At 73.3% G+C, this 12,866-nt stretch carries 11 protein-coding genes and 1 pseudogene; 7 read left to right on the top strand and 5 right to left on the bottom strand.

What is annotated here, in order from left to right; all coding sequences use genetic code 11:
* Window positions 1-140: 140 nt before the first annotated feature.
* The 3 genes from EAO77_RS33165 to EAO77_RS33155 all read right to left on the bottom strand — a co-directional run bounded on the left by EAO77_RS33165 (window position 141) and on the right by EAO77_RS33155 (window position 3,633).
* A complete protein-coding gene (locus tag EAO77_RS33165; protein WP_147992021.1) occupies window positions 141-1,115 on the bottom strand; it encodes an acyl-ACP desaturase in 975 nt (324 codons plus the stop codon).
* A gap of 155 nt (window positions 1,116-1,270) precedes the next feature.
* The gene (locus EAO77_RS33160) at window positions 1,271-2,911 is read right to left on the bottom strand and encodes an ABC-F family ATP-binding cassette domain-containing protein (RefSeq protein ID WP_147992020.1); all 1,641 of its coding nucleotides are present in this window, start codon (window positions 2,909-2,911) and stop codon (window positions 1,271-1,273) included.
* 305 nt (window positions 2,912-3,216) lie between these two features.
* Complete coding sequence (locus tag EAO77_RS33155) at window positions 3,217-3,633, bottom strand: SsgA family sporulation/cell division regulator (protein ID WP_147992019.1); 417 nt, start codon at window positions 3,631-3,633, stop codon at window positions 3,217-3,219.
* A gap of 185 nt (window positions 3,634-3,818) precedes the next feature.
* Between EAO77_RS33155 and EAO77_RS33150 the strand changes: the two genes are divergently transcribed.
* On the top strand, window positions 3,819-4,928 hold the full coding sequence (locus EAO77_RS33150; protein WP_187283524.1) for a WD40/YVTN/BNR-like repeat-containing protein: 1,110 nt from the start codon (window positions 3,819-3,821) through the stop codon (window positions 4,926-4,928).
* Between the two features lie 55 nt (window positions 4,929-4,983).
* Here EAO77_RS33150 and EAO77_RS33145 read toward each other — a convergent pair whose 3' ends face one another.
* Window positions 4,984-5,283 carry a YciI family protein gene (locus tag EAO77_RS33145; protein ID WP_147992017.1) on the bottom strand — a complete coding sequence of 100 codons (300 nt, stop codon included), beginning with the start codon at window positions 5,281-5,283 and terminating at the stop codon, window positions 4,984-4,986.
* Between the two features lie 47 nt (window positions 5,284-5,330).
* On the opposite strand from EAO77_RS33145, the gene EAO77_RS33140 reads away from it, so the two are divergent.
* Together EAO77_RS33140 and EAO77_RS33135 are read left to right on the top strand one after the other, a co-directional pair.
* Entirely contained in the window at window positions 5,331-6,074 is a 744-nt protein-coding gene (locus EAO77_RS33140) for an endonuclease V (RefSeq protein WP_147992016.1), read from the top strand.
* Window positions 6,075-6,123: 49 nt separating this feature from the next.
* Entirely contained in the window at window positions 6,124-6,720 is a 597-nt protein-coding gene (locus tag EAO77_RS33135) for a DUF4383 domain-containing protein (protein ID WP_147992015.1), read from the top strand.
* 77 nt (window positions 6,721-6,797) lie between these two features.
* On the opposite strand, the gene EAO77_RS33130 is transcribed toward EAO77_RS33135, so the two are convergent.
* Window positions 6,798-7,997, bottom strand: a complete 1,200-nt coding sequence (locus EAO77_RS33130; RefSeq protein WP_147992077.1) for a saccharopine dehydrogenase family protein — start codon at window positions 7,995-7,997, stop codon at window positions 6,798-6,800.
* 203 nt (window positions 7,998-8,200) lie between these two features.
* Here EAO77_RS33130 and EAO77_RS33125 point away from each other — a divergent pair.
* From EAO77_RS33125 to EAO77_RS33110, 4 genes and pseudogenes are all read left to right on the top strand, one after another.
* A pseudogene (locus EAO77_RS33125) lies at window positions 8,201-9,384 on the top strand (CaiB/BaiF CoA transferase family protein).
* Entirely contained in the window at window positions 9,384-10,409 is a 1,026-nt protein-coding gene (locus tag EAO77_RS33120) for an LLM class F420-dependent oxidoreductase (RefSeq protein ID WP_147992014.1), read from the top strand. The pseudogene EAO77_RS33125 and the gene EAO77_RS33120 overlap by 1 nt, the downstream one beginning before the upstream one ends.
* A complete protein-coding gene (locus EAO77_RS33115; protein WP_147992013.1) occupies window positions 10,406-11,554 on the top strand; it encodes an acyl-CoA dehydrogenase family protein in 1,149 nt (382 codons plus the stop codon). Before EAO77_RS33120 ends, EAO77_RS33115 begins: the two co-directional genes overlap by 4 nt.
* Before the next feature lie 77 nt (window positions 11,555-11,631).
* Window positions 11,632-12,846 carry an acetyl-CoA C-acetyltransferase gene (locus tag EAO77_RS33110; protein ID WP_147992012.1) on the top strand — a complete coding sequence of 405 codons (1,215 nt, stop codon included), beginning with the start codon at window positions 11,632-11,634 and terminating at the stop codon, window positions 12,844-12,846.
* Window positions 12,847-12,866: the final 20 nt, after the last annotated feature.

The following is a 12,866-nucleotide window of genomic DNA, read 5'->3' as shown; positions in this document are numbered from 1 at the left end:
CCACCGGGCCGCACGGCCCGCCGCACGGAGGACGCACGGGGGAACGGGGGGAACGGCCCTGTGGCCGGAGCGATGCGGCTCCGGCCACAGGGCCGTCATCCGTGCGTCCTCCGTGCGGCGGGCCGTGCGGCCCGGTGGCGTCAGCGGTTCGCGCGGGCCGCCATCCGCGCCTTGCGCGCGGCCAGCTTCTCGTCGAACTTGGACGCCTCCGCGTCGAGACCGCCCATGTACAGGCCGAGCTCGTCCTGGGCCTTCCGGCCCTCCGGGCCGAGCCCGTCGATCTCCATGACCTTCAGGAAGCGCAGGACCGGCTGGAGCACGTCGTCGTGGTGGATGCGCATGTTGTAGATCTCGCCGATCGCCATCTGCGCGGCGGCGCGCTCGAAGCCCGGCATGCCGTGCCCGGGCATGCGGAAGTTCACCACGACGTCGCGGACGGCCTCCATCGTCAGGTCGGGGGCGAGCTCGAACGCCGCGCCCAGCAGGTTGCGGTAGAAGACCATGTGCAGGTTCTCGTCGGTCGCGATGCGCGCCAGCATCCGGTCGCAGACCGGGTCGCCCGACTGGTGGCCGGTGTTGCGGTGCGAGACGCGGGTGGCCAGCTCCTGGAAGGCCACGTACGCCACGGAGTGCAGCATCGAGTGCCGGTTGTCCGACTCGAAGCCCTCCGCCATGTGCGCCATGCGGAACTGCTCCAGCTGGTCCGGGTCGACCGCACGCGACGTGAGCAGGTAGTCACGCATCACGATGCCGTGCCGGCCCTCCTCGGCGGTCCAGCGGTGCACCCAGGTGCCCCAGGCGCCGTCCCGGCCGAAGAGGGTCGCGATCTCGTGGTGGTAGCTCGGCAGGTTGTCCTCGGTCAGCAGGTTCACCACCAGGGCGATCCGGCCGACGTCGGTGACCTTGGACTGCCCGGGCTCCCAGGCCTCGCCGTCCTCGAAGAAGCCGGGGAAGTTCCGGCCGTCGCCGAACGGCACGTACTCGTGCGGCATCCAGTCCTTGGCCACCTTGAGATGGCGGTTGAGCTCCTTCTCCACCACTTCTTCGAGCGCGTACAGCAGACGGGCGTCCGTCCACGCTTCAGAACTGCCGAGGTGGGGAGAAGTGATCGTCACGGGGGCTCCTGGGGACGGGAGTGGTTACCTACGTATTCGTAGGTTACGAAACCGTAGGTTAAGCGGGCGATAAGTACTCCTCCAAGCCCGGATCCGTGATGCCCCTTTGCATACGGTTATGTCCGCAGGCCAGGGCGCGCGGAGCGGGAGCCATGTCACCCCTCCCGCCCGGGCAGGTCCTCCGGTGCCACGTCGCGCAGCCCGTCCTCGTCCAGGAGCAGCCACCGGGTGATCCCCGCCGACTCCAGGAACGCCATGTCGTGGCTCGCCACGACCAGCGCACCCTCATAGGCCGACAGCGCCGCCGTCAGCCTGCGCACACTCGCCAGGTCCAGATTGTTGGTCGGCTCGTCCAGCATGAGCAGCTGCGGAGCCGGCTCGGCGAGGAGCAGGGCCGCGAGCGTCGCCCGGAACCGCTCGCCGCCCGACAGCGTGCCCGCCGCCTGGTCGGCCGCCGCGCCCCGGAAGAGGAAGCGCGCGAGCTGGGCGCGGATGCGGTTGTTCGTCGCCTCGGGCGCGAACCGGGCGACGTTGCGCGCCACGCTGAGCTCGTCGTCCAGCAGGTCGAGGCGTTGCGGAAGGAAACGCAGCGGCACCTCCGTCACGGCTTCCCCCGCGACCGGCGCGAGCTCGCCCGCGAGGGTGCGCAGCAGCGTCGTCTTGCCCGCGCCGTTGCGCCCCACGAGCGCGATCCGCTCCGGCCCGCGCACCTCGAACTCCGCTGCCACGAAACCTCCGTGGCGGAGCGTCAGGTCCCTGATCCGGAGCACGCCCCGCCCCGGATGCACCAGCGTGCGGGGCAGGTCCACGCGGATCTCGTCGTCGTCGCGTACCGCCTCCACCGCCTCGTCGAGACGTTCCTTCGCCTCGGCCAGCCGTTCGCTGTGCATGATGCGGTGTTTGCCGGCGGACTCCTGCGCGGACCGCTTGCGCGCGCCCATCACGATCTTCGGCTCCCGCTTGGAGTCCCACATCTTCTGCCCGTACCGCTTGCGGCGGGCCAGTTTCACCTGGGCGTCGGCCAGTTCGCGCTTCTGGCGCTGCACATCGGCCTCGGCGGCGCGGACCGTCCGCTCCGCCGCCTCCTGCTCGACGGCGAGCGCCTGCTCGTAGGCCGTGAAGTTGCCTCCGTACCAGCGCACCTCCCCGTCGTGGAGATCGGCGATCCGGTCGACCAGTTCCAGCAGTTCGCGGTCGTGGCTGACGACCACCAGCACCCCCGGCCAGCGGGCCACGGCGGCGTGGACCCGGCGGCGGGCGTACAGGTCGAGATTGTTGGTCGGCTCGTCGAGCAGCAGCACGTCGGGGCGTGCCAGCAGCAGCGCGGCGAGCCGCAGCAGCACGCCCTCGCCGCCGGAGACCTCGCCGATCGTGCGGTCGAGGCCGATGTGGCCGAGACCGAGCTCGCCGAGGACGGCGCGGGCGCGTTCCTCCACGTCCCAGTCGTCCCCGACGGCAGTGAAGTGCTCCTCGGAGGGATCGCCGCCCTCGATGGCGTGCAGTGCGGCCCTGGTCGCCGCGATGCCGAGGACCTCCTCCACACGCAGCGCGGTGTCGAGCACGACGTTCTGCGGCAGGCAGCCGATCCCGCCCGAGACCCGGACGGTGCCCTCGGCGGGGCGCAGCTCCCCGGCGATCAGCCGCAGCAGGGTCGACTTGCCGGAGCCGTTGAGACCGGTCAGACCGGTCCTGCCGGGGCCGACGGCGAGGTCGAGGCCGTCGAAGACCTCGGTCCCGTCGGGCCAGGCGAAGGAGAGGGAGGAGCAGACGATGTGATGGGGAAAGGCGGATGACATACGGGTCTCCCGGTTGCGGTGAAGGGGCGGGGCAACGGGTGGAGACACCGGGGTGCGCGACGGCGGAGCCCTGGGGGACGGGAAGACGGTCCCGGTCGGGAAGTGGACGGCGGTACGCCGAGGTCGCACACGCGCGCGGGCACACGAAGGTGCCGGCGGGGGTGTCTCAGGACCTCAGACGAGCAACGTCCTACTCCGATCGACGACTGCAGAACCGCCGCCAACGGTAGGCAGGGCGTCCGGCACCGTCAACGCATTTTCGCGCGGGCGGGCGGCGCGGGCGGGGGCCGGGCGTCGCCCGCGGGTCAGCGGGCGTCGCCGAGCAGCACGGTCAGATCGTGGTCGAGGTCCAGGTGCAGATGCTCGCTGCCGGGTGGGACCAGGGTCTGCGCCCGGCGCAGGAACCGCCGCAGCTCACCGGTGCGGATGTGCACCATCGCGATGCCCTCCGGGGCGTGGAACTCCAGCACGGTGCGCTCGTATCCGTACGGCCGCACCCGCACGTCACCCAGACCGGCCGGCTCGTCGACGCCGTCCGCGAGCAGGTCCCGGGAGAACGCCCACGACACGTCCGCGCCCTCCAGGGTGGCCGGTGCGGGGAAGTCGATCCGCACCGCGAACGGGTCCGCCCGGTCGTAGTGCAGGGTCGCGGGGACCGTCTCCAGCAGGGGCGCGGACGCGACGAGCCGTGCCTGCACGGCCTGTTCGATGACGGTGGACAAGGCCCGCTCCTCACATCCGCGGCTCGCTGGTCGCCCTCCTGGGCTCCCGCTACCTCCACAGACGACGGAATGGCTGATTCCGTGCACCTGCGGGACACGTGAGCTGTGTCACCGCGGGGGCCGCCGAGCCACTCCCCGTCTCGCACCCTGGACGCCGCACGGCCCGTGGGCTAGCTTCCACCGCCATGACAGCCAAGGGGAAGACGAGACGAGCGGTGTCCGTGGTGCTCTGTGCCGCCGCCGTGGCCGGCGCGGTGCTGGCCGGCGGCCCGGCACATGCCGAACCGGCCACGGACGGCGAGGCACGGAGGACCGCGGCGCCCGGCTGGCGGCTGACCGACACCGGGACCGACGCCCGCTTCCGGGGACTCGCGCCGGTCGACGCGAGGACCGCGTGGGCCGCCGGCTCCAAGGGGACGGTGCTGCGCACCGAGGACGGCGGGAGCACCTGGCGGGACGTGTCGCCGCCCGGGGCGGGGGAGCTGGAGTTCCGTGACGTCGAGGCGTTCGACGGCCGCCGTGCCGTGGTGCTCGCGATCGGCGAGGGCGAGGCGTCACGGGTGCTGCGCACCGAGGACGGCGGCGTCACCTGGACCGAGTCGTTCCGCAACACCGACCCCCGGGCGTTCTACGACTGCATCACCTTCTTCGACCGCCGCCACGGACTGGCGATGAGCGACCCGGTCGACGGCCGGTACCGCATCCTGTCGACCGCCGACGGCGGCCGGTCCTGGACGGTGCTGCCCGACGACGGCATGCCCGCCGCGCTGCCCGGCGAGGCCGGATTCGCCGCCAGTGGTCAGTGTCTGGTCAGCTCGGGGCCGAAGGACGTGTGGCTGGCCACCGGGGGCGGGGCCACGGCCCGCGTGCTGCACTCGGCGGACCGCGGGCTCACCTGGACCGCCACCCCCACCACGATCCCCGCCGGGGACCCCGCCCGCGGGGTGTTCGCGCTCGCCTTCCGGGACCGCCGGCACGGCATCGCCGTCGGCGGGGACTACCGCACGGGGGAGCCGTCCCCGCAGGCGGCGGCGGTCACGGCCGACGGCGGCCAAAGCTGGCGGCAGGCCCGCACGTCCCCGCCCGCCTACCGGTCGGGCGTGGCCTGGCTGCCGCACACGCGCTCGGCGGCGCTCGCCGTGGGTCCGACCGGCACCGACCTCACCCTCGACGGCGGCCGCACCTGGCGGACCGTCGACACCGGGTCGTTCGACACCGTCGACTGCACGGCGGACGGCAGTTGCTGGGCCTCCGGCGAGAAGGGCCGCGTCGCCCGGCTGTCCTGGCGCCCCTGACCCGGGCGCCGGCCGGTGCCCGCCCGCATCCGCGGCGGGCACCGGCCGGCCTGCGTCAGGAGGCCGGCTGTTCCCGGTACGCGGCGAGCTCCGGCGCGGTCCTGGTCGCCGCGAACTCGGTCACCCGGTACGCCGCCACCCCGGCCGTCACGAAGGGGTCGGCCGCGGCGAGGCGCTCGACGTGCGCCCGGTCGTCGCCGACCGCCAGGAGCACCCCGCCGTCCCGCGGGTTCTTGCGCCCCGACGCGATGACGACGCCCTGCGCGTACATCCCGTCCAGCCATGCGATGTGCTCCGCGAGGAGGGGGTCGACGCGATCGAGGGGCGCGGTGTACGTCAATTCCAGTACGAACATGATCGCCAGGCTACCGGCGGCCCCCACACCATAGGGTGGGCGGCACCATGGAGATCGTCGAAGTCCCCGCCGGCTGGCCGGCCACCGAGGAAGCCGCCCTCGCCGTCCAGGACGCCCTGCGTCCGCGTGTCGTCCTCGACGAGGAGGGCCCGCCGCCCGGCACGGGCACGGTGACGGGCGTGGACGTCGCCTACGACGACGCACGCGACCTCGTCGCCGCGGCGGCCGTCGTCCTGGACGCCGCGACCCTGGCCGTCGTCGCCGAGGCCACGGCCGTCGGGCGGGTCTCCTTCCCCTACGTCCCCGGTCTGCTCGCCTTCCGCGAGATACCGACGTTGCTCGCCGCCCTCGGCGCCCTCACGGCCGACCCGGGGCTCGTGGTCTGCGACGGCTACGGCCGGGCCCACCCGCGCCGCTTCGGGCTCGCCAGCCACCTCGGGGTGCTCACCGGCCTGCCCGTCATCGGTGTCGCCAAGAACCCGTTCGTCTTCGACCACGCCGAACCGGACGCCGCTCGCGGCTCCTGGACCCCGCTGCTCGCCGACGACGGCGAGGAGGTCGGCCGCGCGCTGCGCACCCGGGCGGGGGTGAAGCCGGTGTTCGTCTCGGCCGGCCACCGGGTCACGCTGGACGCGGCCTGCGCGCAGACCCTGCACCTGGCACGGGACTTCCGCCTCCCGGAGACGACCCGTCGCGCGGACGCGCTCTGCCGCACGGCCCTGCGGGAGGCGGCGAGCCGGGCATGGGGCGAGGGGCCCGTGGGCCCCGGCTCCGCTGCGCCCGACGGGTGAAACCACCTCGTACCGCATCCGACGGGGCGGAACCCCGCGAAAACGGGTCATGAAACTGCGAGACGAGCTTCCGGTCGACCACCGTCTGGCGACCGTGTACCGGTACGGAGCGGTGCTCTGCGGCGTCGTGCTCATCGTGTTCGGCTGCCTCGGCTTCGCCGACGCCCTCAGCCCCTTCTCGACCTCCGGCGACACGATCGCCGGCATGACCACCAATGTCGCGCTCAGCGTCCTGTCCACGGTCGTGGGAGCGGCCCTGATCGTGGGCGGTCTGATCGGGGGCAACGTGGCCTCGACCGTGAACATGACCGTCGGAGTGCTGTTCGTGCTGAGCGGCTTCTACCACGTGTTCGCACTCGACCGCTCGGGGAACTTCCTCGACTTCGGCATGACGAACGTGCTGTTCAGCTTCGTCATGGGCCTCGTGATCATGACGTTCGGGATGTACGGGCGCGTCTCCGGCGGCCTGTCGCACGACAACCCCTACTGGCGCCGTCGCCACGGCGACCTTGCGGCCGCGGGGACCGCCACGGACGGGGTGCCCGCCGTCGCCCCCGCCGCGGCGCCCGCCGTGAGCGGTCCCGCACCGCTCGACGAGCCGGCCCGCTCACCGCGACGGGGCATCGGGCGCCGCGGGCGGCCCTGACGCCGGGGGCGGCCCCGTCCCGGGGGCCGTCCCCGTGCCGGGTGAGGCCCTCCGGGGCACGGAGCCCCCGGAGGGCCTCACCCCGTGTGCGCCACCCGGAAGCCCATCCCCGCCTCGCGCAGACGCGCGAGCAGGGCGTCGCCCATCGCGACCACCGGCGTCAACTGGCCCGAACGCGGCGGCAGATCGTCGAAGGCGAGACTCAGCACGGACTCGGCGAGGATCTTCGCGGTCTCGTCGTACCCCGGGTCCCCGCCCGTGACCTCGGTGAACACGCGGCGGCCGCCGCCCTCGCCGACGAAGCGGACCGAGAACCAGCTGCGCGCCCGGCGGGCGGTGTCCGGGCCGGTGCCGGGCTCGTAGCGGGAGATGAGCCAGCGGCGGGCGGCCGGGATCTGGGCCAGGGCGAGGCCGGCGCCCACGAACGCGGGGCCGCCCAGTGCCATCGGGAGCGTGCGCACCGCGGCGTAGTGGCGGTAGCGGAAGTCCGGTCCGTAGCGGTCCAGCGCCCGTGCGGACCGGGCGACGACCTGGCCGTCGATGGTGGGCAGCGGGATCGCCCAGGCGCCGGTCTCCCGGCTGAAGCGGGGCGTGCCGACCGGGGCGCTCGCCCGCCGGCCCACCAGGCGCGGTTCGTGCAGCCGTCGTTCCCGCGCGGCGCGCAGCGTCTGCGGGCCCCGCCCCATCGCGGTCAGCGCGGAGGCGAAGGTGCCGCCGGAGAACATCGCGTTGGAGCGCACGAAGCCGTCGATCCGCAGCGGTACGCCTTCGGGGAGCTGCTGGACGGTCCAGTACGCGCCCAGGTCGTGGGGGACCGAGTCGAAGCCGCAGGCGTGCACGAGGCGGGCCCCGGTCTCCCGGGCGCGTGCGTCGTGGCGGACGAACATCGCGTCCACGAACTCCGGTTCACCGGTGAGGTCGGCGTAGTGCGTGCCGGCCTCCGCGCAGGCGGCGACGAGCGGCTCGCCGTACCAGACGTAGGGGCCGACGGTCGTGGCGAGGGCCCGGGTGGAGCGGGCGAGTTCGCGCAGCGCGTCCTGGTCGGAGGCGTCGGCGACGATCAGGGGCAGCTCGGCGCACCCCGGGTCGATCGCGGTCAGCCGCTCCCGCAGCCGCTCCAGCTTCGCCGCGCTGCGCCCGGCGACGGCCCAGCGGCAGCCGGGGGGCGCGTTGCCCGCCAGGTACTCGGCGGTGAGCACGCCGACGAAGCCCGTCGCGCCGAAGAGCACGATGTCGTACGGGCGCTCCGCGCGGCCGGTCCCGTTCTGGCTGTTCAATGGCTCCTCCGCCTGCTGTGCCGTGTCCATGCCGGTGGCCGAGGCTAGCGCGCCGCGCCGCCCTGCAGAAGACGTGTTCCCCATCGGTAACCTGGCAGAGTCCAAGAGCTAAGCGCTTGCTCGGCCGAAACCCTTGTGCGGAGTGGAACGCGTTCTTACCATCACTGGTGTTACATCAGTTGTGTCACACTGCTGGGGGCTGGATGACAGCGTCAGGGAACGGTCCGCTGGCCGGGGTGCGTGTGGTCGAACTGGCGGGCATCGGGCCCGGCCCGTTCGCCGCCATGCTCCTGGCCGACCTGGGAGCGGACGTCGTGCGCGTCGACCGTCCCGGCGGCGCGGGGCTCGGCATCGACCCCGCCCGCGACCTCACCAACCGGGGCAAGCGCTCCGTACTGCTCGACCTCAAGACCGACGAGGGCAGGGCCCGCACCCTCGCCCTGGTGGAGAAGGCCGACATCCTCGTCGAGGGCTACCGGCCGGGCGTCGCCGAACGCCTCGGCGTCGGCCCCGACGACTGCCTCGCCCGCAATCCGCGCCTGGTCTACGGGCGGATGACCGGCTGGGGCCAGGAGGGCCCTCTCGCCCAGCGGGCCGGACACGACATCGGCTACATCGCCCTGACCGGCACCCTCTCCATGATCGGCACGGCGGACGAGCCGCCCGCGGTGCCGGCCAACCTGGTCGGCGACTACGCGGGCGGCTCGCTCTACCTCGTCATCGGGGTCCTCGCCGCCCTCCAGCACGCCCGCGCCGAGGGCGGTCGGGGCCAGGTCGTCGACGCCGCCATCGTCGACGGCGCGGCCCATCTGACCACGATGATCCACGGCATGATGGCCGCCGGCGGCTGGCAGGACCGCCGCGGCGCGAACCTCCTCGACGGCGGCTGCCCCTTCTACGGCACCTACGAGACGGCCGACGGCGCGTACATGGCGGTCGGCGCGCTGGAGCAGAAGTTCTACGACGAGTTCATCACCCTGCTCGGCATCGCCGACGAGGTGCCCGCGCGCAAGGACTTCGACCGCTGGGACGAACTCCGCGAGGCCGTCGCCGCCCGTTTCAAGGCCCGCACCCGCGCCGAGTGGACGGCCGTCTTCGAAGGCACCGACGCCTGTGTCGCGCCCGTGCTCTCGCTGCGCGAGGCGCCCGGCCACCCGCATCTGGCGGCCCGTTCGACCTTCGTCGACCACGGCGGGGTCACCCAGCCCGCACCCGCCCCCCGCTTCTCCGCCACACCGGGCGCCCTGACCTTCAGCAGTTCGGGCACGCCCCCCGCTTCTCCGGCACCCCCGGCACGCTCCGGCTCCCGCCGGCCGTCCCCGGCGCGCACACGCCCGACGTGGCCCGCGACTGGGGCGTGCCCGAACTGCTGAAGGACCACTGCTGATGGAACTCTCCTCACCCCTGACGTACGCCGGCGATCCACGCGCCGCCGCCGACGGGGCCGCCGCCCTGGAAGCCGCCGGCCTCGACGCCGTCTGGGTCGCCGAGGCGTACGGCTTCGACTCCCCGACGATCATGGGATACCTCGCGGCGAAGACCGAGCGCATGCGGATCGGCTCGGCCATCCTCAACGTCTACTCGCGCACCCCCGCGCTGATAGCCCAGACCGCCGCCGGACTCGACGCCCTCACCGGCGGCCGCGCCCTCCTCGGCGTCGGCGCCTCCGGACCCCAGGTCGTCGAGGGCTGGCACGGCCGCCGCTACGACCGTCCGCTGGGCCGTACCCGGGAGGTGATCGAGCTGTCCCGGCGGATCCTGCGGCGCGAGGTGATCGAGCACCACGGCATCACCGACCTGCCCCTGCCGCCCGAGAAGGGCGGCACCCTCGGCAAGCCGCTGAAGCTGCTGAACCACCCGGTCCGCGACGCCGTCCCCGTCTACGTCGCGGCGCTCGGCCCGGCCAACGTCCGGATGACCGCGGAGATCGCCGACGGATGGCTGCCGTTCCTCTACGTCCCCGAACACGCCGCCGACGTCTGGGGCACGTCACTGGCCGAGGGCGCCGCACGGCGCGACCCCGCGCTCGGGCCGCTCTCGGTCGTGGCCGGCGGCCTGCTGGCCGTCGGCGACGACGCCGAGGCCGTCCGCGACCTGATGCGCCCCACCGTCGCCCTCTACGTCGGCGGCATGGGGGCGCCCGGCCGCAACTTCTACCACGACCTGGTCTGCGCCTACGGCTACGAGTCCGCCGCGGCCGCCGTCCAGGAGCACTACCTCGCGGGCCGCAGGAAGGACGCGGAGGCCGCCGTCCCGGCCGAACTGCTGGAGCGCCTCTGCCTCGCCGGCCCCGAGGGTTACGTCCGCGACCGCGTGGAGGTCTTCCGCGAGGCGGGCGTGACCATGCTCAACGTCACTCCCGTCGGGCCCGATCCCGCCCGGCTGGTCGAACTCGTGAGGAGCTGGCTGTGACCCTGCGCCGAGACCTGTACGGCCCCGACCACGAGGCCTTCCGCGAAACGGTGCGGACCTTCCTCGCCAAGGAGGTGGCCCCGCACCACGACCGCTGGGAGAAGGCCGGCGTCGTCGACCGCGAGGTGTGGCGCTCGGCGGGGCGCCAGGGCCTGCTCGGCATGGCCGTCGCCGAGGAGTACGGCGGCGGCGGGACCGGGGACTTCCGGTACAGCGCCGTCCTCATCGAGGAGTTCGCCCGCGCCGGAGCCTCCGGACTGGCCCTGAGCCTGCACAACGACATCGTCGGGCCGTATCTCACCCGGCTCGCCGACGAGGAGCAGAAGCGCCGCTGGCTGCCCGGCTTCGTCTCCGGCGACATCGTCACCGCCATCGCCATGACGGAACCGGGCGCCGGTTCCGACCTGCAGGGCATCCGCACCACGGCCGAGGACCGCGGCGACCACTACCTGCTCAACGGTGCGAAGACCTTCATCTCCAACGGCATCCTCGCCGACCTGGTGGTCGTCGTGGCGAGGACCACCCCCGAGGGCGGCGCCCACGGCCTGTCGCTGCTCGTCGTCGAACGCGGCGCGGAGGGCTTCGAACGCGGCCGCAACCTCGACAAGATCGGCCAGAAGGCGCAGGACACGGCCGAGTTGTTCTTCCACGACGTCCGTGTCCCCAAGGAGAACCTGCTCGGCGAGGTGAACGGGGCCTTCACCTGCCTCATGGGCAACCTCGCGCAGGAACGGCTCGCCATCGCGGTGGGCGCGGCCGCCGCGGCCGAGGAGATCCTGGACGTCACCACCGCGTACGTGAAGGAGCGCGAGGCGTTCGGGCGGCCGCTGGCCGGGCTCCAGCACATCCGCTTCGAGATCGCCGAGATGGCCACCGAGACGGCGGTCACCCGGACGTTCCTGGACCGCTGCGTCGCCGACCACGCCAGGGGCGAACTGGACGCCGTGCACGCCTCGATGGCCAAGTGGTGGGCCACCGAACTCCAGAAGCGGATCGTCGACCGGTGTCTGCAACTCCACGGCGGCTACGGCTACATGAGCGAGTACCGGGTCGCCCGGGCGTTCCTCGACAGCCGCGTCCAGACCATCTACGGCGGCACCACCGAAATCATGAAGGAGATCGTCGGCCGCTCGCTGCTCGGCTGATTCCCCGGCCGGTTCCGGCGACGGCACCCGTGCCGCCTCCGAGGCCGCCCCACACCCGACACGGAAGGCACCCCAAGGTGAGCACCGAAGCGTACGTGTACGACGCGATCCGCACCCCGCGCGGACGCGGCAAGGCCAACGGCGCCCTGCACGGCACCAAGCCGATCGACCTCGTCGTCGGCCTGATCCACGAGATCGAGCGCCGCTTCCCCGGCCTCGACCCGGCCGCGATCGACGACATCGTCCTCGGTGTGGTCAGCCCGCTGGGCGACCAGGGCTCGGACATCGCCCGCACCGCCGCGATCCTCGCGGGTCTGCCGGAGACGGTGGCCGGCGTGCAGGAGAACCGCTTCTGCGCCTCCGGTCTGGAGGCCGTCAACATGGCCGCGATGAAGGTCCGCTCCGGCTGGGAGGACCTCGTGCTGGCCGGCGGCGTCGAGTCCATGTCCCGGGTGCCGATGGGCAGCGACGGCGGTGCCTGGGCCCTCGACCCGATGACCAACCACGAGACCGGCTTCGTCCCGCAGGGCGTCGGCGCGGACCTGATCGCCACGCTCGGCGGCTGGTCGCGCCGGGACGTCGACGAGTACGCGGCCCTGTCGCAGGAGCGGGCCGCCGCCGCCTGGAAGGACGGCCGTTTCGACCGGTCCGTCGTCCCCGTCCGCGACCGCAACGGCCTGGTCGTCCTCGACCACGACGAGCACATGCGCCCGGGCACCACGGCGGACTCGCTCGCCGCCCTCAAGCCGTCCTTCGCCGGCATCGGCGACCTCGGCGGCTTCGACGCCGTCGCGCTCCAGAAGTACCACTGGGTGGAGCGGATCGACCACGTCCACCACGCGGGCAACTCCTCCGGGATCGTCGACGGCGCCGCCCTCGTCGCCATCGGCAGCAAGGAGGCCGGCGAGCGCCACGGCCTCACCCCGCGCGCCCGGATCGTCTCGGCGGCCGTCTCCGGATCCGAGCCGACCATCATGCTCACCGGCCCCGCCCCCGCCTCCCGCAAGGCGCTCGCCAAAGCCCGGCTGACCGTCGACGACATCGACCTCGTCGAGATCAACGAAGCCTTCGCCGCCGTCGTCCTGCGCTATGTGAAGGACATGGGGCTGTCGCTGGACAAGGTCAACGTCAACGGCGGCGCCATCGCCCTGGGCCACCCCCTCGGCGCCACCGGCGCGATGATCCTCGGCACCCTCGTCGACGAACTGGAGCGCCAGGGCAAGCGGTACGGCCTCGCCACCCTGTGCGTGGGCGGCGGCATGGGCATCGCCACCGTCGTCGAACGCCTCTGACCGTCCCGCCCCTCCGCAGC

Source organism: Streptomyces sp. T39 (assembly GCF_008042045.1).
In the GTDB taxonomy this organism is placed as follows: Bacteria; Actinomycetota; Actinomycetes; order Streptomycetales; family Streptomycetaceae; genus Streptomyces.
This window is presented reverse-complemented; position numbering and strand designations above follow the sequence as displayed.